This window comes from Micromonospora sp. NPDC049114 (assembly GCF_040648635.1).
Lineage (GTDB): Bacteria > Actinomycetota > Actinomycetes > Mycobacteriales > Micromonosporaceae > Micromonospora.
The window spans coordinates 1,416,016-1,437,987 of the sequence record NZ_JBEZEA010000001.1; the positions used below are offsets into that span (position 1 = coordinate 1,416,016).

At 71.5% G+C, this 21,972-nt stretch carries 22 protein-coding genes and 1 tRNA gene; 10 read left to right on the forward strand and 13 right to left on the reverse strand.

What is annotated here, in order from left to right; all coding sequences use genetic code 11:
- Positions 1-192: 192 nt before the first annotated feature.
- From AB0B39_RS06785 to AB0B39_RS06800, 4 genes are read left to right on the forward strand one after another with little or no spacing between them, the layout of a single operon-like run.
- A complete protein-coding gene (locus AB0B39_RS06785) occupies positions 193-996 on the forward strand; it encodes a DUF881 domain-containing protein (protein ID WP_354854958.1) in 804 nt (267 codons plus the stop codon).
- Positions 993-2,609, forward strand: a complete 1,617-nt coding sequence (locus tag AB0B39_RS06790) for a class E sortase (RefSeq protein ID WP_357573680.1) — start codon at positions 993-995, stop codon at positions 2,607-2,609. Before AB0B39_RS06785 ends, AB0B39_RS06790 begins: the two co-directional genes overlap by 4 nt.
- Positions 2,610-2,613: 4 nt before the next feature.
- Complete coding sequence (locus AB0B39_RS06795; protein WP_234591570.1) at positions 2,614-2,907, forward strand: hypothetical protein; 294 nt, start codon at positions 2,614-2,616, stop codon at positions 2,905-2,907.
- A 2-nt stretch (positions 2,908-2,909) separates the two neighbouring features.
- Positions 2,910-3,560, forward strand: coding sequence for an aminodeoxychorismate/anthranilate synthase component II (locus AB0B39_RS06800; protein WP_357573681.1), 651 nt, complete (start codon positions 2,910-2,912; stop codon positions 3,558-3,560).
- Positions 3,561-3,575: 15 nt separating this feature from the next.
- Here AB0B39_RS06800 and AB0B39_RS06805 read toward each other — a convergent pair whose 3' ends face one another.
- The 8 genes from AB0B39_RS06805 to AB0B39_RS06840 form a co-directional block, all read right to left on the reverse strand.
- Positions 3,576-4,196 (reverse strand): ElyC/SanA/YdcF family protein, encoded by a 621-nt coding sequence (locus AB0B39_RS06805; RefSeq protein WP_357573682.1) that lies wholly within the window; start codon positions 4,194-4,196, stop codon positions 3,576-3,578.
- 101 nt (positions 4,197-4,297) lie between these two features.
- On the reverse strand, positions 4,298-6,121 hold the full coding sequence (gene pknB, locus AB0B39_RS06810; RefSeq protein WP_357491607.1) for a Stk1 family PASTA domain-containing Ser/Thr kinase: 1,824 nt from the start codon (positions 6,119-6,121) through the stop codon (positions 4,298-4,300).
- Complete coding sequence (locus tag AB0B39_RS06815) at positions 6,118-7,533, reverse strand: protein kinase (protein ID WP_357491609.1); 1,416 nt, start codon at positions 7,531-7,533, stop codon at positions 6,118-6,120. Before AB0B39_RS06815 ends, pknB begins: the two co-directional genes overlap by 4 nt.
- A gap of 1 nt (position 7,534) precedes the next feature.
- Positions 7,535-9,040, reverse strand: coding sequence for a penicillin-binding transpeptidase domain-containing protein (locus AB0B39_RS06820; protein ID WP_357573683.1), 1,506 nt, complete (start codon positions 9,038-9,040; stop codon positions 7,535-7,537).
- On the reverse strand, positions 9,037-10,527 hold the full coding sequence (locus AB0B39_RS06825) for an FtsW/RodA/SpoVE family cell cycle protein (RefSeq protein WP_234584504.1): 1,491 nt from the start codon (positions 10,525-10,527) through the stop codon (positions 9,037-9,039). Before AB0B39_RS06825 ends, AB0B39_RS06820 begins: the two co-directional genes overlap by 4 nt.
- A 30-nt stretch (positions 10,528-10,557) precedes the next feature.
- Complete coding sequence (locus AB0B39_RS06830) at positions 10,558-12,024, reverse strand: protein phosphatase 2C domain-containing protein (RefSeq protein WP_357573684.1); 1,467 nt, start codon at positions 12,022-12,024, stop codon at positions 10,558-10,560.
- On the reverse strand, positions 12,021-12,506 hold the full coding sequence (locus AB0B39_RS06835; protein WP_007454124.1) for an FHA domain-containing protein: 486 nt from the start codon (positions 12,504-12,506) through the stop codon (positions 12,021-12,023). The genes AB0B39_RS06830 and AB0B39_RS06835 overlap by 4 nt, the downstream gene beginning before the upstream one ends.
- Before the next feature lie 6 nt (positions 12,507-12,512).
- Positions 12,513-13,301 carry a DUF3662 and FHA domain-containing protein gene (locus AB0B39_RS06840; RefSeq protein ID WP_007454122.1) on the reverse strand — a complete coding sequence of 263 codons (789 nt, stop codon included), beginning with the start codon at positions 13,299-13,301 and terminating at the stop codon, positions 12,513-12,515.
- Between the two features lie 207 nt (positions 13,302-13,508).
- On the opposite strand from AB0B39_RS06840, the gene AB0B39_RS06845 reads away from it, so the two are divergent.
- The 3 genes from AB0B39_RS06845 to AB0B39_RS06855 all read left to right on the forward strand — a co-directional run bounded on the left by AB0B39_RS06845 (position 13,509) and on the right by AB0B39_RS06855 (position 15,578).
- Positions 13,509-13,594: transfer RNA gene (locus AB0B39_RS06845), tRNA-Leu, on the forward strand.
- A 65-nt stretch (positions 13,595-13,659) separates the two neighbouring features.
- Positions 13,660-14,775: an NAD-dependent epimerase/dehydratase family protein gene (locus AB0B39_RS06850; RefSeq protein ID WP_357491616.1), complete on the forward strand. Its 1,116-nt coding sequence runs from the start codon at positions 13,660-13,662 to the stop codon at positions 14,773-14,775.
- Entirely contained in the window at positions 14,757-15,578 is an 822-nt protein-coding gene (locus tag AB0B39_RS06855) for a WecB/TagA/CpsF family glycosyltransferase (protein WP_234584501.1), read from the forward strand. The genes AB0B39_RS06850 and AB0B39_RS06855 overlap by 19 nt, the downstream gene beginning before the upstream one ends.
- Before the next feature lie 71 nt (positions 15,579-15,649).
- On the opposite strand, the gene AB0B39_RS06860 is transcribed toward AB0B39_RS06855, so the two are convergent.
- A complete protein-coding gene (locus AB0B39_RS06860; protein ID WP_234584500.1) occupies positions 15,650-17,206 on the reverse strand; it encodes a S8 family serine peptidase in 1,557 nt (518 codons plus the stop codon).
- 216 nt (positions 17,207-17,422) lie between these two features.
- On the opposite strand from AB0B39_RS06860, the gene AB0B39_RS06865 reads away from it, so the two are divergent.
- Entirely contained in the window at positions 17,423-18,022 is a 600-nt protein-coding gene (locus AB0B39_RS06865) for a hypothetical protein (protein WP_357491621.1), read from the forward strand.
- Here AB0B39_RS06865 and AB0B39_RS06870 read toward each other — a convergent pair.
- From AB0B39_RS06870 to AB0B39_RS06880, 3 genes are all read right to left on the reverse strand, one after another.
- Entirely contained in the window at positions 17,990-18,391 is a 402-nt protein-coding gene (locus AB0B39_RS06870; RefSeq protein ID WP_234584498.1) for a hypothetical protein, read from the reverse strand. The two genes, AB0B39_RS06865 and AB0B39_RS06870, sit on opposite strands and share 33 nt — an antisense overlap.
- Before the next feature lie 211 nt (positions 18,392-18,602).
- Complete coding sequence (locus AB0B39_RS06875; RefSeq protein ID WP_007454112.1) at positions 18,603-18,824, reverse strand: DUF397 domain-containing protein; 222 nt, start codon at positions 18,822-18,824, stop codon at positions 18,603-18,605.
- Positions 18,794-19,669, reverse strand: a complete 876-nt coding sequence (locus AB0B39_RS06880; RefSeq protein ID WP_234584497.1) for a helix-turn-helix transcriptional regulator — start codon at positions 19,667-19,669, stop codon at positions 18,794-18,796. Before AB0B39_RS06880 ends, AB0B39_RS06875 begins: the two co-directional genes overlap by 31 nt.
- Positions 19,670-20,295: 626 nt before the next feature.
- Here AB0B39_RS06880 and AB0B39_RS06885 point away from each other — a divergent pair.
- Positions 20,296-20,580, forward strand: coding sequence for a hypothetical protein (locus tag AB0B39_RS06885; protein ID WP_234584496.1), 285 nt, complete (start codon positions 20,296-20,298; stop codon positions 20,578-20,580).
- A gap of 96 nt (positions 20,581-20,676) precedes the next feature.
- Complete coding sequence (locus AB0B39_RS06890) at positions 20,677-21,117, forward strand: hypothetical protein (protein ID WP_357491624.1); 441 nt, start codon at positions 20,677-20,679, stop codon at positions 21,115-21,117.
- Between the two features lie 7 nt (positions 21,118-21,124).
- On the opposite strand, the gene AB0B39_RS06895 is transcribed toward AB0B39_RS06890, so the two are convergent.
- Positions 21,125-21,952, reverse strand: coding sequence for a PASTA domain-containing protein (locus AB0B39_RS06895; protein ID WP_357573685.1), 828 nt, complete (start codon positions 21,950-21,952; stop codon positions 21,125-21,127).
- Between the last annotated feature and the right edge of the window lie 20 nt (positions 21,953-21,972).

Consider the following 21,972-nt stretch of genomic DNA (forward strand, 5'->3'; position numbering starts at 1 on the left):
CCGGCCTGACAACCGGACGCGGAGGCGACGGTTCATGGCCAATAATGTTCGACAGCTAGCGTAGTCCGGAACGGCCGCCTGGACCACGAATGGGGTCAGGCAGGTACATGGAGTGACCGAAAAGGGCGGGACTGTTCGCATCACCGGCCCGGCCGGCACGAACCGATCCCCGACACGCGGAAGGAACGCTCGGTGGAGTACACATCCGGCGCCGCCTCCTGGCAGAAGGCCCTCCGACGGGCCGTCGCCGGGCTGCTGCCCCGGCGGCCACGCCAACGGCGACCAGGCTGGTCGATCGGGGTGCCCCTGATCGCCGCCGCGGCGGGGCTGCTCTTCACCACCACCGCGACCACGGCGGGCGGCACCGCTCTCCGCGAGGACCGGCGGCCCCAGCTCAACCAGCTCATCGAGGAGCGCGAGCAGCAGGTCGAGGCGAGCGAACGCCGCGCTGCCACCCTGCGCGACGAGGTCCAGCAACGCACCGACACGCTTGCCGGCTCGGACGCCCCGATCAAGGCCCAGCAGGCTCGCGCCCAGGGCAGCCTCAAGGCGGCCGGGTTCACCGCCGTCACCGGCACGGCCGTGACAGTCGAGCTGAACGACGCGCCCCAGCACGACGACGAGGCACACACCGACGCCACCAACGACGACCTGGTCGTGCACCAGGGCGACGTACAGGCAGTGGTCAACGCGCTCTGGGCGGGTGGAGCGGAGGCCATGTCAATCATGAACGTCCGCGTGCTCGCAACCAGCGCGGTACGCTGCGTCGGTAACACCCTGCTGCTCCACGGGCGGGTGTACTCCCCACCGTTCAAGATCGTAGCAATCGGCGATCCCGCTGCCCTCCAGCAGGCCCTCGCCAGCTCTGAGGGAGTCCGGTTGTTCAAGGACGCAGTCGACGACTATCAACTCGGCTACAAGGAGTCCGTCTCCACGGTGACCATCAAGGCCTTCGAGGACTCGACCGCGCTGCGCTCGGCGACGGTGCCCAGGTGAGCAGCCCGGAAGACCGCCGCGACGGGCGACACCGGGACCAGGCGGACGACCCGACCGCCTTCCTGCCCAAGGTCGACCGACCTGAGCCGACGCCGGAGCAGCCCGAGCCGACGTCGGGCCGGTCCCGGACCGGCAACTGGCCCGAGCCCGTGCTGCCCAGCCGGCCACGGGCACCGCGTCCGGCGGCAACTCCCGAGCCGCCGAGCGCCGCCGGTCCACCCCCGGCCGACGGCCTCGTAGCGCCGGTCCGTCCCGGCCCCGGTCCGCGCGCCGACCACCCGGTCGCGCCCAGCGCCGGCCGGCCCGACCCGCAGCGCGCTGCGCAGCACCCGAGCCCGGCGGCACCGCCGCCCTGGCCCGGCGCCGCTGCGACCGGCTCAGCTCCGCACGGCGGATCCAGCCAGCCCTCCGCCGCCGCTCCCGGCCGACCGACCGCGCCCCCCACGCAGGGGCCGGTCCGGCCGGCCGCCCCGGGCACCGACCCCACGCGCGTCCCGGCCCCCGGCGCCGTGCCGACCCGCCCGGCGACCGCCAGCGGCCCGGCCGGCGCCCCGACGCCCCCCGGCGGCACCACCCCGTCCGGCGGCGACGCGCCGACCGCGTTCATCCCGAAGGTCGGGTCGGGCCCCGCACGCCCGAGCAGCGCGGCGGGCGCCCCGGTTTCTCCCGCCGGGCCGGGCCGCCCCGCCGACCCGAACGCCACAGCTGTCATCCCCGCCGTCCCGTCCGGGCCGGCACCCCGACCGCCGGCCATGGACTCCACGGCGCTGATGGGCGCCGTCCCCCGTACGGCGACGCCGGATGAGCCGGCCGGCTCGGACGACAGCGCCGGCGAGCCTCCCCGACCCCGTCGGGGCGAGCGGGTGGTCCAACTCCGGCCGCACCAGACCGGCGAGGGCTACAAGAGCGTCTACTCGGAGCTCACCCGCCCGACGCTCGCCTCCCGCGTGCGCAGCGGCATCCGGGCCACCGGCGAGGTCCTGATCACCTTCGGCCTGGTGGTGCTGCTCTTCGCCGGCTACGAGGTGTGGGGCAAGTCCGCCGCCGTCGACGCCCACCAGCACGACCTCAGCAACCAGCTTGCCCAGGTGTGGGGTCCCAATGACGACCCCACGGTCGCCCCGTCGGCCACTCCGAGCGTCAAGCCGTCCCCGCCCGTGCACGGCAAGCCGATCGCGGGCCTCTACATCCCCAAGCTCGACAAGAACTGGGTGGTGGTCGAGGGCGTCACCCAGGCCGACATCCGGTACGCCCCGGGCCACTACCCGACCAGCGCGCTGCCCGGTCAGGTCGGCAACTTCTCCGTCGCCGGCCACCGTAACCGGGCCACGTTCTGGCGGCTGGACGAGCTGAACGACGGCGACCCGATCGTGGTCGAGAGCAAGACCGACTGGTACGTCTACCGGGTGTCGCAGACCCGCATCGTCAAGCCGACCCAGGTCGAGGTCGTGGCCCCGGTGCCCGGCGAGCCGAACAAGCGGCCGACCAAACGGATGCTCACGCTGACCACCTGCAACCCCAAGTGGGACAACTACCAGCGCCTGATCATCCACGCCGAGCTGGACTACATCGTGTCCAAGTCGGCGGGCCGCCCGGCGGAGCTGGGAGGCTGACCGGATGTACGCCTTCATCTGGCGCAAGCTCCCGTTCGGCCTGGCCGGCAAGCTGATCGGTTCGGTGCTGCTCGCGGCCGCCACGGTGGCCCTGCTCTGGTACGTGGCCTTCCCGTGGGCCGAGCCGCTGCTGCCCTTCGACGACGTGCAGGTCACCCAGGACTCCGGCGTTCCCGGGGAGCCGGGCGAGCCGGGCGGCGGAGACGCGGTGACCGGAGACGCTCCGGCTGGTGACGAGCACGAGCTGCCGTACGACACCGACCGGAACAATCCCGCGCCGTCCACTCCGAGCAGGTGACCATGCGCGTCCTGGTGATCGACAACTACGACTCGTTCGTCTTCAACCTGGTCCAGTACCTGGGCCAGCTCGGCGTGGAGTGCGACGTCCGCCGCAACGACGAGATCGACGTCGCCGAGGTCGGCCGGGTCGGCGCGGCCGGCATTCTGCTCTCACCCGGACCGGGCAGCCCCGACCGGGCCGGCATCTGCCTGGACGTCATCCGGAAGTACGCGGGCGAGCTGCCGATCTTCGGCGTCTGCCTCGGCCACCAGGCCATCGGCGAGGCCTTCGGGGCGACCGTGACGCGGGCCCCGGAGCTGCTGCACGGCAAGACCTCCGAGGTGCGGCACCACTCGGTAGGCGTGCTCGCCGGCCTACCCGACCCCTTCACCGCCACCCGCTACCACTCGCTCGCCGTGCTCCCCGAGACACTGCCCGACGAGCTGGAGGTCACCGGCTGGACCGGCTCCGGTGTGGTGATGGCGATGCGGCACCGGACGCTGCCCATCGAGGGCGTGCAGTTCCACCCGGAGTCGGTGCTCACCGAGGGCGGCCACCTGATGCTCGCCAACTGGCTGGCCGGTTGCGGCCACCCGGAGGCGCTGGAGCATGCCCCCGCGCTGGCCGCCGAGGTCGACGCCCGGCGACTCGCCGCCTTCGCCACTGCGTAGACCGACAGCGGCCGGTCAGCTGCTCAGTGCGTCCCGGACGGCGGGGCTCACCGACGAACGGACCGCGGGGGGTCGGCCGCGCACCGCGTCCCAGGCGGCCTTGCCACTGGCGAAGTAGTCGCGGACGGCCTTGCGTGCGAGCAGGCCGGGTCCGCAGCCGTCGCACCGTGCGGTGACCCCGTCGACGTCGAGGCCGAGGTGCCGGCAGAGCGTCACCGCCCGGGACAGGTGGTAGGACTGCGTCACGACCAGAGCCCGCTGGACGCCGTACACGTCTTTCGCGCGGATGCAGCTGTCGTACGTGTCCAGGCCGAACGGGTCCGCCACCACCCGCCGCGGGTCCACGCCGAGCGTCTCGGTCAGATACGCGGTCATCACCGTCGGCTCGTCGCCGGACGTGCCACCCCCGTCGCCGGAGACCAGTACCACCCGGGCCCGCCCGGTACGCACCAGCTCGGCGGCGGTCTCCAGGCGGCCGGCGAGCCGTTCGCCCGGCTGCCGCCCGTCCGCCGTCACCGCCGTACCCAGGACGATCACGACGTCGGCAGCGGGAGCGTCAGCTTCGCCGTACGTGTGCCCGTGCGCTCCGAACGTCGTCCACAGCCAGGGGACGCTGCTCAGGACGAGCAGGACCACGCCCAGGACGACCCCGCGCAGCAGATTCCGGCGCCACCGGCCCGTCCTCGGACGATCGGCGGCGGAGCCCCGCCGGAGGCTCCGCACCCAGGCGCGGACTGCTACTCCTCGGGAAGCCGGACCGGCGGCGGGAAGATCGGCTGACCGGAGCCACCACCGGTGCCCGGCGTCGTCGGCGTGCCGCTCGGCGTCGGCGTCGGCGTCACCGGCGGGCTGGGCGTCTCCTCGACCTTCTCCGGGATGCTGATCTCCAGGGTCACCGTCCTGCCCTGGGCCAGCTCGGTGCCGCCCTTCGGGCTCTGCGACTGGACGCGTCCGGCCTGATCGGCCGGAACCTCATCGCCGTCGCGGAACTTGACCTCGTAACCCGCCGAGCGAAGCTCGGCGGCGGCATCGTCCTTGGTCGAGTTGACGACGTTGGGGACCTTGTCGACGTTGCCCCGGGAGACCTCGACGGTGACCTTGCTGTCCTGGGCGACAGTGGTCCCCGACGGAGGGGTGACCTTGACGACGATGCCCTTCTGCGCCGGGTTGTCGACCTGCTTCTCCTCGACCACCAGCCCTTGAGCTTCGAGCTGGTCCTTGACGTTCTCGAACTGCGAGTTGACCAGACCCGGAGGGATCTTGACATCCGGTTTGCCATCGCAGATCTGGACGGTCACCCGGCTGCCCTCCTTCAGCCGGGCACCCGGTGCCGGATCCTGCTTGGCGACGGTGCCCTTCGTGCAGTCGTTGGCCAGAATCGGATCGCCCGCCACGGGCTGGAAGCCCGCATTCTGGATCTCGGTGAACGCGGCGGCCTGGGCCTTGCCGGCGAGGGTGGGCACCGCCTTCAGGTCCTTGTCCTGCTGCTGACTCCACAGCAGGGCGGCGACCAGGGCGATCACCGCCAGCACGCCGACCGCGCTGAACAGGGCGATCAGCCAGGAGGACGCCTTGCGCTGGCGCGGATCGCCGACCCGGGCGGGGATCTGCCGGGTCTGCTGCCCGGCGGCGGCGGGCGCGTAGCCGGCACCGCCGCCGGCCGGGGCCATCGCCACCGTCTCGGCCTCGCGCAGCACCGGAGTGGCCAGCACCGGCCGGCCGGCGGCGGCGCGCAACAGGTCGGCACGCATCTCGCCGGCACTCTGGTAGCGGTTGAGCGGGTTCTTCGACAGCGCCTTGAGCACGATCGCGTCGACCGCCGGGGTGACGTCCGGGTTGATGTCGCTCGGGGTCGGCGGAGTCTCCCGCACGTGCTGGTACGCGACGCTGACCGGGCTGTCCCCGACGAACGGCGGGTGCCCGCAGACCAGCTCGAAGAGGACGCAGCCGGCCGCGTACACATCGGAGCGGGCGTCCACGGCCTCGCCGCGCGCCTGCTCGGGCGACAGGTACTGGGCAGTGCCGATCACCGCGCTGGTCTGCGTCATGGTGGTCGCGCCGCTGGCCAGCGCCCGGGCGATGCCGAAGTCCATCACCTTGACCTGGCCGGTCTGGGTGAGCATGACGTTGCCCGGCTTGATGTCCCGGTGGATGATGCCGTGCCGGTGACTGAACTCCAGCGCCGCGCACATGTCGGCGCAGATCTCCAACGCACGGCGCGGCTGCAGGCGACCCTCGGCCCCGAGGACCTCCTTCAACGTCCGTCCGTTGACGAACTCCATGACGATGAAGGGCAGCGTCTCGCCGGTCGGCGCGGTCTCCTCGCCGGTGTCGTAGACCGCCACGATCGCCGGGTGGTTGAGCGATGCGGCGTTCTGCGCCTCCCGGCGGAAGCGCATCTGGAACGTCGCGTCCCGGGCGAGGTCGGTGCGGAGCATCTTGATCGCGACGTCCCGACCGAGCCGGAGGTCGCGACCGCGGTGCACCTCGGCCATGCCGCCATAGCCGAGCAGCTCGCCGACCTGGTACCTGCCACCGAGCAGGCGGGCCTGCGCTGTCATCGCGTCTGTCGTCCTTCGCTCGTCGTCGTCCCGCCGTCACCCGGCCGGAGTCGTACCTCACGACGGTACGACGTCCGGGTCGCATCGTCGCGTTCGTCGAGCCGCAGCGCGCCGGACGTCACGGTCTGTGAAGCTGGCGTCCCGGTGGCACCGTTCTGCGACTGCTTCCGCAGGTTGTAGGAAATCACGCCGGAGCAGAGCAGGACCAGTAAGGCCAGCAGGACGGCGAGGAGCACCATCCCGGGTCGGGACCGGCGGGGCTCGGACGCCGGCAGCCCCGAGCCGGCCTGCCGGGCGTACGCCGGTGGGTGTTCCTGCCGGGTCGGTGTCGGCGGCACCGCCGCGGCGCCGCGCGGGTAGCCGGCAGCGGCGACCGGCGGGCGCGCGTGCGGTACGGCCGGTGCGACAGCTGTGGGACGGGGCTGCTGGGCCGGCGCGACAGTGGTGGGCCGCTGCCCGACGGGAGGCTGCCGGTGCGGGGCGTTCGGCGGGCGGAGCTGCTGCGCCTGCGGCACCTGGGCCCGACCGGGAGCCGCGGGTGAGGACGGCGCACCGGAGACCGGGCCGGTGTGACCGCCGGCCCGGGCCTGCTGGGACAGCGCGGCCTTGAGCTGACGGGCCACCCCGGCGAGAGCGGCGGCGCTCGGCCAGCGGGCGGCCGGGTCCTTGGCCAACGCCCGCTCGACGACGGCCCGGACCTGCGGTGGGATGTCGGACGGCAGCGGCCGGGGTGTTTCCCGCACGTGCCGCATGGCGATGTCGAGCGGGTTGTCGCCCTCGAACGGTCGCCGCCCGGCGAGGCACTGGTAGGCGACCACGCCGAGCGCGTACACGTCGGACGCCGGAGTGGCCACCTGACCGGTGGCCTGCTCCGGTGAGATGTACGAGGCGGTGCCGAGCACCGAGCCGGCGGCGGTGAGCTGGCCGACGATGTCGGAGCGGGCGATGCCGAAGTCGGTCAGCACCAGCGTGCCGTTCGGCCGGACCAGCAGGTTGCCCGGCTTCACGTCGCGGTGCACGATGCCCTTCTCGTGCGCGGCGTGCAGCGCGTCGGCGGCCTGCGCGACAAGCGCCATCGTCCGGGCCGGGGTGAGTCGACCGACCCGGCTCAGCGTGGACGACAGGGCGTCGCCCTCGACGTACTCCATGACCAGGAAGGCGATCTGCTGGTCGTTGCCGAAGTCGTAGACGTCCACCACGCCGGGGTGGTTGATGGTCGCCATGGTCCGGGCCTCGCCCCGGAACCGCTCGGCGAAGTCGGGGTCGTCGAGCAGCGCGGGGAGCAGGCTCTTGACCGCTACCGTCCGGCCGAGCACCTGGTCGGTGCCGCGCCAGACGTCACCCATGCCGCCGCTGGCGATCCGCTCGTCGAGGCGGTAGCGGTTGCCGAGCTGGACGCCGGGGCTGAGCATGTCAGCGGCCCCCGGGGTCGTTGATGGCGGCCTTCATGATCTGGCCGCCGATCCGGGCCGCCTCGGCGCTGCCGCCGCTGCCGGCCTGCTCCAGCACGACACACACCGCGGAGACCGGGTTGCCGTTCTTGTCCAGCGCGAAGCCGATGAACCAACCGTGGTCGGGGCGGTCCGGGGCGGACTGCGCCGTGCCCGTCTTGCCACCGACGGTGTAGCCGCTGATCGCCGCCTTCTGGCCGGTGCCCTTCTGCACCACGCTGACCATCATCTCGCGCAGGTCGCTGGCGACCGGGCCACTGACCGGCTGACGCAGCTCCCGCGGCTTCGCGGTGTAGTAGCTGGTGGTCCGGTCCGGGGCGAGGAGCTGCCGGACCAGGTACGGCCGCATCTGGCTGCCACCGTTGGCGACCGACCCGGCGATCATCGCGCCCTGCAGCGGCGTCATCCGGACGTTGTTCTGGCCGATCGACGATTGAGCCAGCGCGGCCGGGTCGGTGCTGCCGTCCGGGTTCAGCATGTCGCCGGTTCGGCTGGCCGCCGTCCGCAGACCGCCCTCGCCGAGCTGCCCGACCGTGAGGTCCTCCTGCTCGAAGCCGAACTGCCGGGCCTTCTCCTTGACCTTGTCGGCGCCGAGCCGCACACCGAGCTGCGCGAAGCCGGTGTTGCACGACTTGGTGACCGCCTCCAGCAGGGTGACCTGCGGCTTGGGGCAGATCGACGCGGCGGCGTTGCGGATCGGGCTGCCGGAGGTGGGCGGGGTGTAGCTGGAGCCGGCCGGGATCGGGGTCGACTTGGTGACCCCGTTCTCCAGCGCCGCCGCGGCGACCACGATCTTGAAGGTGGAGCCCGGGGGGAGCGTCTCGGAGAGGGCCCGGTTCTTCAGCGGGCCGTCCGGGTTCTGCTCCAGCTTGTTGATCTCCGCTGCGGCTTCGTTCGTGTTGTGGCTGACCAGCGGGTTCGGGTCGAAGCTGGGCATGGATACCAGGGCCTGCACCGCACCGGTCCGCGGGTCGATGGCGATCGCCGCGCCGCGCTTGGCGTCCACCTGGTTGTTGCGCATCTGGTCGTACGCCACGTCCTGCGCCCGCTTCGACAGCGTGAGGAGCACGTTGCCGCCACCGGTCTCGTCGCCGGTGAACATGTCCTTGAACCGGTCGCCGATCAACTGGTCGCTGGTGCCGGCCAGGAAGTCGTTCTCCACCTGCTCGATGCCGGTGTCGGCCAGGTTGACCGGCTTGTAGCCGAGCACGTGCGCGTACTTGGCCCCACCCGGGTAGGTGCGCTGGAACTTCAGCTTGCCGGTGGTCTCCTTGCTGGTGGCCACCGCCGTTCCGCCGGCCTCGATGTTGCCGCGCTTGCGCTTGTAGTCGGCGACCTGGACCCGGCCGTTGTAGTCACTGGTGCGGTACTCGTCGGCCTTGTACGCCTGGATCCAGTTGAGGTTCGCGAAGAGCAGACCGAACAGGACCATGACGACGATGCCGACACGGCGCAGGGGTGCGTTCACGGCTTGATCACCTCCGTGGGAGCACCGTGCAACTGCTCGGGCGGGCCGCCCGCGGGCCGGCTCGCCTTGCCGGCGCCGCCCGTCACCGGTCGCCGGGCCCCGTCGGAGACCCGCAACAGAACCGCGATGAGCAGCCAGTTCGCCATCAGCGACGACCCACCGGCGGACAGGAACGGGGTGGTCTGGCCGGTCAGCGGGATGAGCTTGCTGATGCCGCCGACGATCACGAAGACCTGCAGGCCCAGGGTGAAGGCGAGGCCACCGGCGAGCAGCTTGCCGAACGAGTCACGCACGGCGAGCGCGGCGCGCAGGCCCCGCTCCACGATCAGCAGGTAGACCACCAGCAGCGCGGAGAGGCCGAACAGGCCGATCTCCTCACCGATGCCGGCGAAGATGAAGTCGTTCTGCACCTCGGGCAGGATGTCCGGCTGACCGCCGCCCGGCCCGGCGCCGAAGAGCCCGCCCGTACCGAGGGCCAGCAGACCCTGGACGAGCTGGTAGCCCTTGACGTGCGGATCGGCGAACGGGTCCAGCCAGATCTCGGCCCGCAGGTAGAAGTTGGCGAACGGCCCGCCGACCGTCGACCCGAGGACGTACGCGAGGTAGGCGCCGCCGAAGAAGAGAATGAGGCCGATCAGCAGCCAACTGACCCGCTCGGTGGCGATGTAGAGCGTCACCACGAACATGCCGAAGTAGAGCAGCGAGGTGCCCAGGTCCTTCTCGAAGACCAGCACCAGGAGGCTGATCAGCCAGACCACGACCACCGGCCCGAGATCCCGACCACGCGGGAAGTCGATGCCGAGGAACCGCCGGCTGGCCAGCGAGAGCACCTCACGCTTGCGCACCAGGTAGTAGGCGAAGAAGACCAGCAGCGCCAGCTTGGCGAACTCACCCGGCTGGAGCGAGAAGCCGCCGACCCGGATCCACAACTTTGCGCCGTTGATCTCGGAGATGCTGCTCGGCAGCACCGCCGGGAGCATCACCAGCACGATGCCAGCAAGCCCCAGGGTGTACGCGTACCGCGAGACCGAACGGTGGTCGCGCATGATGGCGAGCAGCCCCGCGGCGAGGATCACCGAGGCGAGCGTCCACGCGAGCTGCCGGCCGCCGATGCCGGCGAACGTGGCCAGGTCCTCCCGGTCGACCGGGGCGGCCTCGCCCAGGTCGATCCGGCGCAGGAAGCCCACCCCGAGACCGTTGAGCAGGGCCACCGCCGGCAGCAGAGCCGGGTCGGCGAACGGGGCGAGGAACCGGATGACCAGGTGCAGGCCGAGGAAGACCGCGCCGAGGGCGGCGGCGGGCATCCAGAAGTCCGGGGTGACCGTGTCCAGAAGGTTCGCCTCGACGGTCGCCATGTACGCGGCCACCAGCACCATGGCCAGCAGCAGCAGGGACAGCTCGGCGTTGCGTCGGGACCGGGCCAGGCGTACGCCGGAATCCCCGCCCGTGGTGGCGGGCGAGGGTGCCGGTGTGGCCGCTACGGTCACGGGTGGAGTCCTTGGGATCTCAGCCGACGCTCACTCGGGAGACCGGCAGCCGGCCGGGTCGAGCGCCGGCGTGGCCGAGTCCGAGGGCGTGGCGTCGGGTGCGGTGGTCGGATCGGTGCCGCCGGCGGTGGCCGCGTTGGTCGGGCTCGCGCTGACGACCCCGTTCACCGACGCGCCGGGGCTGGGGCTGGTGTTCGGCGTCGGCGACGTCGCGGGAGGGGTCGGGGGCGGAGTGGGCGTCGGCGTGCCGGTCACCGCGGCCGTGTCGGACGGGCAGATCGGCTTCAGGTTGGGATTGGTCGGGGTGTCGCTGGTCAGCTCGGCGAGCTGACGCTCGGCGTCCGGCTCGTTCTTGGCCCGGATGCCCACCTTGACCGTGTCCTGAGCGGCGACGGTGAGGTCGTCCAACCGGGTGCCGCTGGTGCGGTGCACCGTCGAGAGGTCCATCCCGGCGATCTGCCCCTGGATGCCACGGAAGACGGCGACCTGCCCCTCGTCGGTGGCGCCCACGTAGTACTGGCGTTGGGTGTACGTCCAGCCGCCGAAGGCCGCGCCACCGACGATGACCAACAGGGCCAGCGCCATCGCGGCGGTCCGCACCGGCCGGCGCTTCGGCCGCTCCGGCTCGTCGTCCGACGCGTTGGGCTCCTCCGGAGCGGCGGGACGCGGCGCGGAGAGCGCCGAGGCCCGGGCGGCCGGGGTCGAGTCGTCGGCGGAGGTGGCCATGCCCCGGTCCCGGGCGGCGGCACCGCCGACGATCGGGGTGGCCTCGACGATGTCGTGGTCGGTGGCGTCGGCGATGATCACGGTGATGTTGTCCGGACCGCCGCCGCGCAGCGCGAGCTGCACCAGCCGCTCGACGCACTGCTGCGGATCGGTGTACTCCCGCAGGGTCTCGCCGATGGTCTCGGCGCTCACCACGCCGGAGAGGCCGTCGCTGCAGATCAGGTAACGGTCGCCGGGCAGCACCTGGCGCACCGAGTACTCCGGGTCGATGTCCCGGCCGTCCAGGGCCCGGGTCAGCAGCGACCGCTGCGGGTGGCTGCTGGCCTCCTCGGCGCTGATCCGGCCCTCGTCGACGAGCATCTGGACGTACGTGTCGTCCTTGGTGATCTGGGCGAACTCACCATTGCGCAGCAGATAGGCCCGCGAGTCGCCGATGTGGACCATCCCCAGCTTGCTGCCGGAGAAGAGGGTCGCCGTCAGCGTGGTGCCCATCCCCTCCAACTGCGGGTTGGCGTCCACCGTGTCGCGGAGCTGTTGGTTGGCGGTGCCCACGGCCGAACGCAACGCGTCGACGAGAGCGTCCCCTGGGACGTCCTCGTCGAGCGGCGCCATGGCACCGATGACGATGTTGCTGGCGACGTCACCGGCGGCCATGCCGCCCATGCCGTCGGCAACGGCGAGTAGCCGCGGCCCGGCGTAGACGGAGTCTTGATTGCCGTCACGGATCAGACCGCGGTCGCTGTGGGCCGCATAGCGCAGGGTCAGAGTCATGGCCGTAATTCGAGGGAAGTGCGGCCGATCCGGATCGGCACGCCGAGGGGTACGGGGGTTGGTCCGGTGACCTTAGCGCGATCTAGGTACGTGCCGTTAGTCGAGCCGAGGTCCTCGACGAACCACTGGCCCTCGCGCGGCACGAGTCTCGCGTGCCGCGCCGAGGCGTAGTCGTCGGTGATGACCAGGGTGGAGTCCTCGGCCCGACCGATGGTGATCTGCGCTTCACCGAGGGTGATGCGGGTGCCGGCCAGTTGACCTGCGGTGACCACCAACTGGTGGGCCGCCCTGCCCCGCTTCACCTTCGCCGGTTTGGCCGCCTGCCCCGTCGAGGCGCCAACCGCGCGTGGTGCCGCCACCAGGCGACCGGACCGGGCCCCCGCGAAGAGATCCCGACGGATCACGCCGACCACCGTGAACACGAAGATCCACAGCAGGATCAGGAACCCGAACCGGGCAACGGTGATGACCAGTGCCGGCAAGGCGGCTCAGCCGTCCACGCGGAAGGTCAGCGTCGTGGTGCCGAGCTGGACCATGTCACCCGGGTTGAGGGCGACGGCGGAGACCCGCTGCCCGTTGACCATGGTGCCGTTGGTGGACCCCAGATCGGTCAGCACAACCTGGCCGCCATCGAAATCCAGCCGGGCGTGTCGCCGGGAGATGCCGACGTCGGGCAGGCGCAGGTTCGCCTGGTCACCGCGACCGATCACCGTCGACCCCATCTGGAGCGGGTAGGTGCGGCCGTCACCGGAGACCAGCCGCACGTTGCGGCCGCCACCGTGGCCGGGCGGCGGGCCGTAGCCGCCACCCTGGTCGTACGCGGGGTAGGCGGGCGGGCCGGCGTCGTAGCCGGGCGCCGACACGGGGGCGACCTCGCCGCCGGTGTAGACCTCGGCGGTGACCCGGAACATCCCCGTGTCCAGGCCCTCGCCCCGCTCGATCTCGACGATCACGTCGCCGTAGACCGTCCAGGCCTGCTCGCCGATGAACTCCGCCTGCGACTGGGCCAGCTCCTGGGCCAGCGCGGCGGCGTACGGCGCCAGACGACTGTGGTCGAACGGCGAGAGATCGATCACGTAGCGGTTGGGCACCAACGTGCGCCCACCGGCCAGGATCGCCTTGTGCGCCTCGGCCTCCCGCTGCATGGCGTTGAGGATCTCCACGGGGTGGACCACCCCTTTGAAGACCTTGGCGAAGGCCCCCTCGACCAGGCCTTCCAGACGCTTCTCGAAGCGTTGCAGCACGCTCACCGGCTCCTCCTCGGGTCCCGAGGACATGATGGTATCCGGCCGGCGCGCGCGCAGCTCACACGCCGCTCGGCCGGCTGCTCCCGGCCCGTTCGGAAGGACCGGGACCGCCGTGCTAATCTTTCGTCCGCCACGAACGGTAACCGCTCGTGGCGAGCGTCTGGGACAGCGTAGTATTCCCGGGGCCTGTTGGAGACAGCGGGTCCGGGGCGGTTACAGTGTCCCGGGTCGTGCCACGGGGATGTGGCGGAATGGCAGACGCGCACGGTTCAGGTCCGTGTGCCCGAAAGGGCGTGGGGGTTCAACTCCCCCCATCCCCACCAAAAGACGAGGGCTCCGCGAAATGCGGGGCCCTTCCGTCATATCGGGGCGGGCCGGACGTCACGCTATGCTCCGATGGTTTCTGCCTCCGATGGACCAGGAGTGGCGTGTGAGTGTCGCGTTGGTGACCGGGTCGGGTGGTCTGATCGGCTCCGAGGCGGTCCGGCACTTCGCCGGCCTCGGTCTGGACGTCGTCGGCATCGACAACGACATGCGTCGGTACTTCTTCGGCGAGGACGGCTCCACCTCGTGGAGCCTGGAACGGCTCGCCCGTGACCTGGGTAACTCCTACACCCACTTCGCGGTGGACATCCGGGACCGGGACGGCCTGGAGCAGGTGTTCAAGAAGTACGGGTCGGACATCGCCGTGGTGATCCACAGCGCGGCCCAGCCGAGCCACGACTGGGCGGCCAAGGAGCCGTACACGGACTTCGACGTGAACGCCGGTGGCACGCTCAACATCCTGGAGAACACCCGCCGTCACGCGATCGACGCGCCGTTCATCCACTGCTCGACCAACAAGGTCTACGGCGACCGGCCCAACAGCCTGCCGCTGATCGAGCTGGAGACCCGGTACGAGCTGCCCGAGGACCACCGCTGGTACCAGGGCATCACCGAGGAGATGTCGATCGACCACTCGCTGCACTCGGTCTTCGGCGCCTCCAAGGTCGCCGCGGACGTGATGGTGCAGGAGTACGGCCGCTACTTCGACATGAAGACCGCCTGTTTCCGGGGCGGCACCCTGACCGGCCCCGCCCACTCGGCCGCCGAGCTGCACGGGTTCCTGGCCTACCTGATGCGCTGCGTCATGGAGGGCCGGACGTACAACCTGTTCGGCTACAAGGGCAAGATGGTCCGCGACGCGATCCACTCGCACGACGTGCTGACCGCGTTCGAGGCGTTCTTCCGGTCGCCCCGCTCCGCCGAGGTCTACAACCTCGGCGGCGGCCGGCACTCGAACACCTCGCACATCGAGGCGTTCGCGATCGCCCAGGAGATCACCGGCCGCGAGGCGCAGATCAACTACGTCGAGCAGAACCGCACCGGCGACCACCAGTGGTACGTGAGCAGCATGGCCCGGTTCGAGGAGCAGTACCCGGAGTGGAAGATCACGTACGACGTGCCGATGATCCTGCGGGAGATCTACGAGGCCAACGTGGACAAGTGGGTGCCACAGTCGTGACGGCCAGGACCAAGCGCAACGTGCTCGGCGTCCTCGTCGACGCCACCGACTACGCCACGGCCACCGACGCGGTGGTGACCGCGGCGCACGAGCGTCGGCCACTCGCGCTCACCGCGCTGGCCGTGCACGGCGTGATGACAGGTGTGCTGGACCCCGCGCACAATGCCCGGCTCAACTCCTTCGACGTGGTCACCCCGGACGGACAGCCGGTGCGCTGGGCGCTCAACCTGCTGCACCACGCCGGGCTCACCGACCGCGTCTACGGGCCGACGCTCACCCTGCACGTGCTCTCCCGCTTCGCCGACGAGGGGCTGCCGGTCTACCTGTACGGCTCGACCGAGGAGACGTTGGCCAAGCTGATCCCGGCGCTGGAGCGGATGTTCCCCGCGCTGAAGATCGCCGGTGTGGAGCCGTCGAAGTTCCGCGCGGTCCAGCCGGGCGAGGACGCCGAGATCGCCGACCGGATCCGGTCCAGTGGCGCCCGGCTCGTCCTGGTCGGGCTCGGCTGCCCGCGCCAGGAGGTCTTCACGTACGCCATGCGCCCGCTGCTCGACATGCCGCTGATGGCGGTCGGCGCGGCCTTCGACTACCACGCCGGGCTGCTGCGGCAGCCTCCGCCGTGGATGCAGCGCGCCGGTCTGGAGTGGTTCTGGCGGCTCGGTCTGGAGCCGAAACGACTCTGGCGCCGCTACGTGATCCTCAACCCCGCCTACCTGACCCGGCTCGCCGGTCAGAAGACCGGTCTGTGGAAGGCCCGCCCGCCGGCCCCGGCCACCGAACGGCCCGCCACCTTCGCGGTCTGACCCTCCGATCCCGTACGACACGAGGCCCCACCCGGACAGCCGGGTGGGGCCTCGCTCGTGAGAGGGACCGGTCAGACGGTCAGGGTCCAGCTGTTGATGTAGCCGGTGTCGGCCGAGTAGGTGTCGCGCACCTGAAGTCGCCAGGTGCCGTCGGCGGCCTCACCTGACACGTTGGCCGTGTACGTGGTGTTCACGTTGTCGGCGCTGTCCGAGGTGCTGCTGTTCTTCAGCCGGTACGCGCTGCCGTCCGGGGCGAGCAGGTCGATGACCAGATCACCGCGGTACGTGTGCACGATGTTCACCGCCACGGTGGAGGCCGACGAGGCGTTGCGCCCGCAGCCCGCGATCGTGATCGAGCTGGTCACCGCCGCACCGGCGTCCGGGATCGACACGTCGGTGCCGTTGGTGCCGGTGCAGCCGGTGGGCGGCGGGGTGGTGCCGCCGCTGCCCACGTAGAGCAGCCGGTTCGGCGAGCCCGAGCCAGGGTTGCCCACCACGTTCGGGGTCGCGTTGGCCACCATCTGGTCGCGGATCTGCTGCGGGCTCCAGCTCGGGTTGGCGCTGGCCAGCAGCGCCGCCGCGCCGACCACGTGCGGCGTGGCCATCGAGGTGCCGCTGATCGTGTTGGTCGCGGTGTTGCTCGTGTACCAGGCCGAGGTGATCGACGACCCCGGCGCGAAGATGTCCAGGCAGGTGCCGACGTTGGAGAACGACGACCGGGCGTCCGAGCTGGTCGTCGAGCCGACCGTGATCGCCTCCGCGGTACGCCCCGGCGAGGTGTTGCAGGCGTTCGCGCCGTTGTCGTTCCCGGCGGCGAGGCCGTACGTGACACCTGACGCGATCGAGTTGCGGACGGCGGTGTCCAGCGAGCTGTTCGCGCCACCGCCGAGGCTCATGTTCGCCACCGCCGGCTTGATCGCGTTCTGGGTGACCCAGTCGACACCGGCGATCACGCCGGCGTTGGTGCCACTGCCGGAGCAGTTCAGCACCCGTACGCCTACCAGCTGGACGCCCTTGGCCACCCCGTACGAGGATCCGCCGACGGTGCCGGCGACGTGCGTGCCGTGCCCGTTGCAGTCGTCGGCCGACCCGCCGTCCACCGCGTCGTAGCCGGAGGTGGCCCGGCCGCCGAAGTCGTTGTGGGTGAAGCGGATGCCGGTGTCGATGATGTAGGCGTGCACGTTGCTCGCCGTGTTCGGGTAGGTGTAGGAGCTGTCCAGCGGCAGGTTGCGCTGGTCGATGCGGTCCAGGCCCCAGGAGGGCGGGTTGGCCTGCGTTCCGGAGATCGACACGGTGTGGTTCTGCTCGACGTACGCGACGGCCGGGTCGGCGGCGATCCGTGCCGCCGCGCCCGCGCTGACGGTGACCTCGAAGCCACGCAGCGCCGTGCCGTAGGTGCGGGCCACCCTTCCGCCGTGCCGGCCGGTCAGCCGCTGTGCGGTGTCACCGACCCGGCTGGGGGCCACGGCGGTGTCCTTGAGGACGACGATGTAGCTGTCCGGCACGGCGGTGGCTCCACCGGCCTCCCGGACGACGCCGACGGGCTCGGCGGCCAGGGCCGGGGTGCCGACGGCCAGTACGGTCGCGGCGGTCACCCCGACCAGTACGGACCTGCGTGGAAGACCCATCTCCCTACCTCCCTCCGACCGGCGGCGAAGCGCGACCACCGGTACCACACTGATCGACACTTGCCGATCGAGCCGAGAGTAGATCGACGGCCCCGGCAGATAAACATGTCGAAACGTCCATCACGTCGATGGGATGTCCCCTACGGGCCGGCTTCCGGGGCCAACGGGGGTCCGGCCCGGATTCGCCGCGCTCGGGGACGGAAAAGACTCTCCGACATGGAGAGTCAGCTCACCATCCTGTTGCCGGTCGCCGCCGTCTGGCTGGCCGCCGGGGTCCTGGCCGATCGACTGCCCCGGCTGCGCGACGCGCGTGCGCTTCGTCGGCGTACCGGATGGTTGCTGGCGCTCGCGCTGGCGGGCGTGGCGCTGGTCGCGGCCGTGTCCGTCGGCGGGCTGCTGAGCGCCGGCACCACGCCGTTCGACCGGGCCGGCGCCGGGCTCACCCTCGCCACCGGGCCGGCGCTCGTGGTGGCCGTCTGCTCCGTACGACGGATCCGTCGCCTGTGGGCCGGGGCCGGCGCGTTCGACACCGCACCCGGTACACCCGCCCCGCACGGGCTGCGCGCCGCCGCGGCACACCCGCTCATCGGTTTGCCGTTGCAGGTGACCGCCCTCGCGACGGTGCCGGCGGTGATCGCGGCGGTCGGCGCGGACCTCGGCGCCGAGCCCGGGGTCACCGGGCCGGCGATCACCGTCGGCGCGCTCGCCGTGGCGGCGATCGGTGTCCGGCACGCGCTGCGGCACAGCCGGCTCACCGAGCGGGCTCAGCCTGCCGCACCCCGGTCAGCGCGAGCGGCCGGACCCCTGCACGTATAGCAGTTCGAGGATCGCGCGGGTCGCCTCGAACCAGCGGTCCAGCCAGCCCGGCGGCGGGATGCTGCCCTTCGGCGGCAGTTCCAGCAGCAGGCCGCGCAGCAGCGGGTGGTCGGCCAGCGAACCGGTCGGCTCCATGGGCCAGCCGGTCGGCGGGAACGACGGCTCGACCAGCGGATTCGGGTCCAGTGAGGGCAGCGAGAGCGGCGCGTCGGCCGCCTCCGGGTTCGCCGCCTCCCGCCCGTTCAGATCCTGGTCGGTCGAGACCACCTCGGTCAGTACGGTGTCCCGACGCGCCCCGCGGTACTTGCCACCGAACCGTTCCGGCTTGCCCGGACCGTTGGTGAGGTTCTCTGAACCGATCGTCGTCATCGTCTCGCCTACCTCGCTCGGGTGCGGGTCGGTGCGGCGGGTCGTCGACCAGCGCCGTACCGACGGGTTCAACGAGGCGGACCCGCTGTGGCGACGGGAATCCCGGCGGAACATCGCTGAGCCGGCGGGTCGGCCCCGGGTCGGCGGCGCTCCGGGACACGGCGAGTCCCCGTCCGGTCGGGACCGGACGGGGACTCGACTGCTCACTCGGTCAGACCGAGCCCAACACACCATCCCTGGTGCCGGCGACGAAGGCGTGCCAGTCGCCGGGAGCGAAGACCAGGGCCGGGCCGGCCTTGTCCTTCGAGTCCCGCACCCCGACCGCCCCGGTCACGTACGCCACCTCCACACAGTTGTCGCAGTTCGGCCCGCTCTTCGAGCTCTTGAACCACGTCGCCTGCGTCAGGTCCACGGGGAACCCCTTGGTCGCCATTTCGGCTCCTCTGCCAGTTTTGCGATGTGTGCGACGGACTCCTCTGGACGAATGGCCGCAGCGCGGATGTGATCGAAGATGAAGCTGTACTTCTGCAGTTCGTCGCTCTTCTCGAGGAAGAGCCCACCCGTGGCGTTCTCCGCGTACACGACATCCGGATCACCGGGCTCGGGAAAACTGAGGATCGTGAAGGTCCCGTCCATGCCGGCGTGCGCACCCACCTCGAAAGGGAGGATCTGGAGCGTCACGTTCGGCAACTCGGCCACCTCGACCAACCTCCTGAGTTGGCCGCGCATCACCTCGTCCCCGCCCACCGGCCGACTTACCACCGCCTCATCGAGCACCACCCACAGATCGACCGGATCGTCCTGCGTCAACAACGACTGACGGCCCAGTCGGACACGCACCCTCTGATGTACCTGATCGGCGGTGAAGTCCGGACGGGCGGCCCGGATCATCGCCCCGGCGTACTCCTCGGTCTCCAACAGGCCCGGCACGACCTGCTGTTCGTACGCCCGGATCGAACTCGCCGCCGCCTCCAGCCCGACGTACGCACCGACCAGCACCGTGCTGTACGGGTGCCACCAGCCCTTCTGCCGCGCCTCCCGGGCGATCTGGACGAGCTCGTCGCTCTCGGCACCCACGACGCCGTAGATCCTCAACATGTCCCGCACGTCGCGCGGGGTGGCCGTGGTGTGCCCCGTCTCGATCCGGGAGACCTTGGACGCCGAGCACTCCAACTGCTCGGCGACAACCTCGATGGTGATGCCGGCCGACTCCCGCTGCCGGCGCAGCTCGGCACCGAGCCGCCGCCGTCGGATCGTCGGGCTGCGCCGCTCACTCATTGCGCGGCCTCGGTGTTTCTGGTCCTCGCCGCTGGTTGCTCGACCCCACTCTCGGGCTACCTCCGGTCGACGCGCCACTGGCTGCCGCTCACCGGGGGCGCGACCGTCGACCGGCGAGCGTTCGCGACGAGGGGTGGTGCCGGTCATCGGCCGGCCGCGACGGGCGAAACCGGCCCTCAGTGTGCCGTCCGTACGCGGATGGCTTCAAGCGCCGCTTTGCGTGGCGGACTCACGTATCGGCAAAAGTCGACGTGCAACTTGCATGAAGCACGTCGCTGATGCAGTCTGTCCGTATGGCACGGATCACTCAGCGTCTCCGTCCGCTCTCCGGGTGTGGTGACCCCACCGACCCCGGACGGCCGGGCGGCACGCGGGCCCGGCCGGCGCCACCCAGACCTGCGCCGGGGTGATGACCCCACCGCTGCAAGCCAGCTGACTGCGGCGGTGGGCGCGGTTCCCGGAAGCAGTCAGGTGATGGTCGGGTGGCGGCACGCCACCAGCGGGTACGGCCCGACCACCATCACGCACCAACCGGTCCACGAGGCGCGATCCCGTCACCGGGCCGAGACATCCCAGACCAGTCACCCCGCCGGCACCACGCCGGCTCTCCCTCCCCAGGAGCCCATGTGCTTCCCCGCTCCGGTGACGTTCTGCACGTGACTCGCGCGGCGAGTGTCCAGTTCCTCAGGCCGATCATGTTCCGGGTGATCCGGGTGCTCGACTGGCCGACCTACGACGGTTGGCTCTGGCTCGACGGCTACGAGCTCAACGCCGCCGGCGACGCCGTCAGCCGCCGGTCGATCTTCGTACAACGGGAAGGGCTGCAACAGGTGCAGGCCGCACCGGAGCCCCGCCCGCACACCGTACGGACCCGACGCCCTGTCTCTCGTACGCCGGTCAGAGTCGGCTGACCAGCGCGAACCGCCGCGGGTAGGCGTGCCGTCGCCATAGAATTGGTACGCCCACCCCGGCATGTTTCACCGCACGTCCAGGACCCTGAGCCTGGGATGGTCATGGTCAATCAGCCCGCCGTGCGGCGGCACCACCGCTGGAGTATCACCTACGCTCTCGGACTACTCGCTCTCCTCGGCGCAGTGACCACCATGGTGGTCCTGGTCCGCGACCCGGCGTTGTCGTCCACCCGGCTGGCCGTTCCGGTGCCGGCTCCGGAGATCACCGTGGTCGACTCCGACCCGCCGACCGACGAACCCGGCTGGATCAGCGCCGACGCCCCCGACGGACGCGTCGGAGCGGCCGACACGCCCGGCCCGGCAGCCGGGGCCGGCGCGGGTGGTCAGTCCGACGGACAGCAGGAACTCACCGAGGCAGCGCCCGCCGGGCACGCCGCCACGGACGTCCGCCGCTCGCTGTTCTGGTCCGGAATCTTCGGCCTCACCATCTCGCTCGCCGGCCTCGGCCTCGTCGGCACCCGCCGCCGGATGTGGTGAACAACCGTCACGGCGTTGTCGTCACCGTCGGACTCGGCCTGGTCGGCCTGGTCGGGCTGGTTGGGGTCGAGGGTCGCGCCTGGGAGATCACCAGTAGCACCTCCTCGTCGGCACCTACCGTCGCGCCGGCCTCCGGATCGGTGCCGACCACGGTCCCCGGCGGCAGCTCGGACGGGCGGTACACCACCCGGTAGCTCAGGCCGAGCCGCTCCAGCAGCCCTTCGGCGGTGGCCTGCGTCAGGCCGGTCAGCGGCGGCACCGGTATCTGCGCCTCCTCGGTGGTGGCCGCCGGGCTGCTCGGCGTCGCGCTGCTGGGCGCCGCCGAGGTCGGGGCGCTGCTGCTCGGCGCGGCGGTGGCACTGGTTGGCGGGACGGAGGGCGTCGCCGGGTTGTCGGGGTCGTCGTCCCGGGCGTTGAGCACCACCCACAGAGCCGCCCCGAGCAACCCGGCGAGCAGCAGAGCGAGTACGCCCCAGAGGATCGGCAGCCACCAACGCCGGCCACCCTGCTCCTCGACGTACCAGTCCGGGGCCGGTTCGGCTGGTCGGGGCGCGCGCACCTCGGCCCGCCCGGACCACGGCGGCGTCGTCGACCGTTCCAGCGGCATCCGCGCCGTCCGATCGCCCGACGGCCCCGAGGCGGCCCGGTCGATAGGCATCGTCTCGTCCGGCGACCCACCACGACCACCCGAAGCGGCCCGGTCGATCGGCATCGTCTCGTCGGGCGACGCGGGGCGGTCCGGCGGCTGCGGACGGCTGCCGCCGGAGGGCGGCAGGGGGCGCGTGCGGTCGTCCTCGGGCTCCCCGGCGGGCGGCTCCTGGCGGTCGTCGCTCATCGCACGTCCTTTCCCGAACC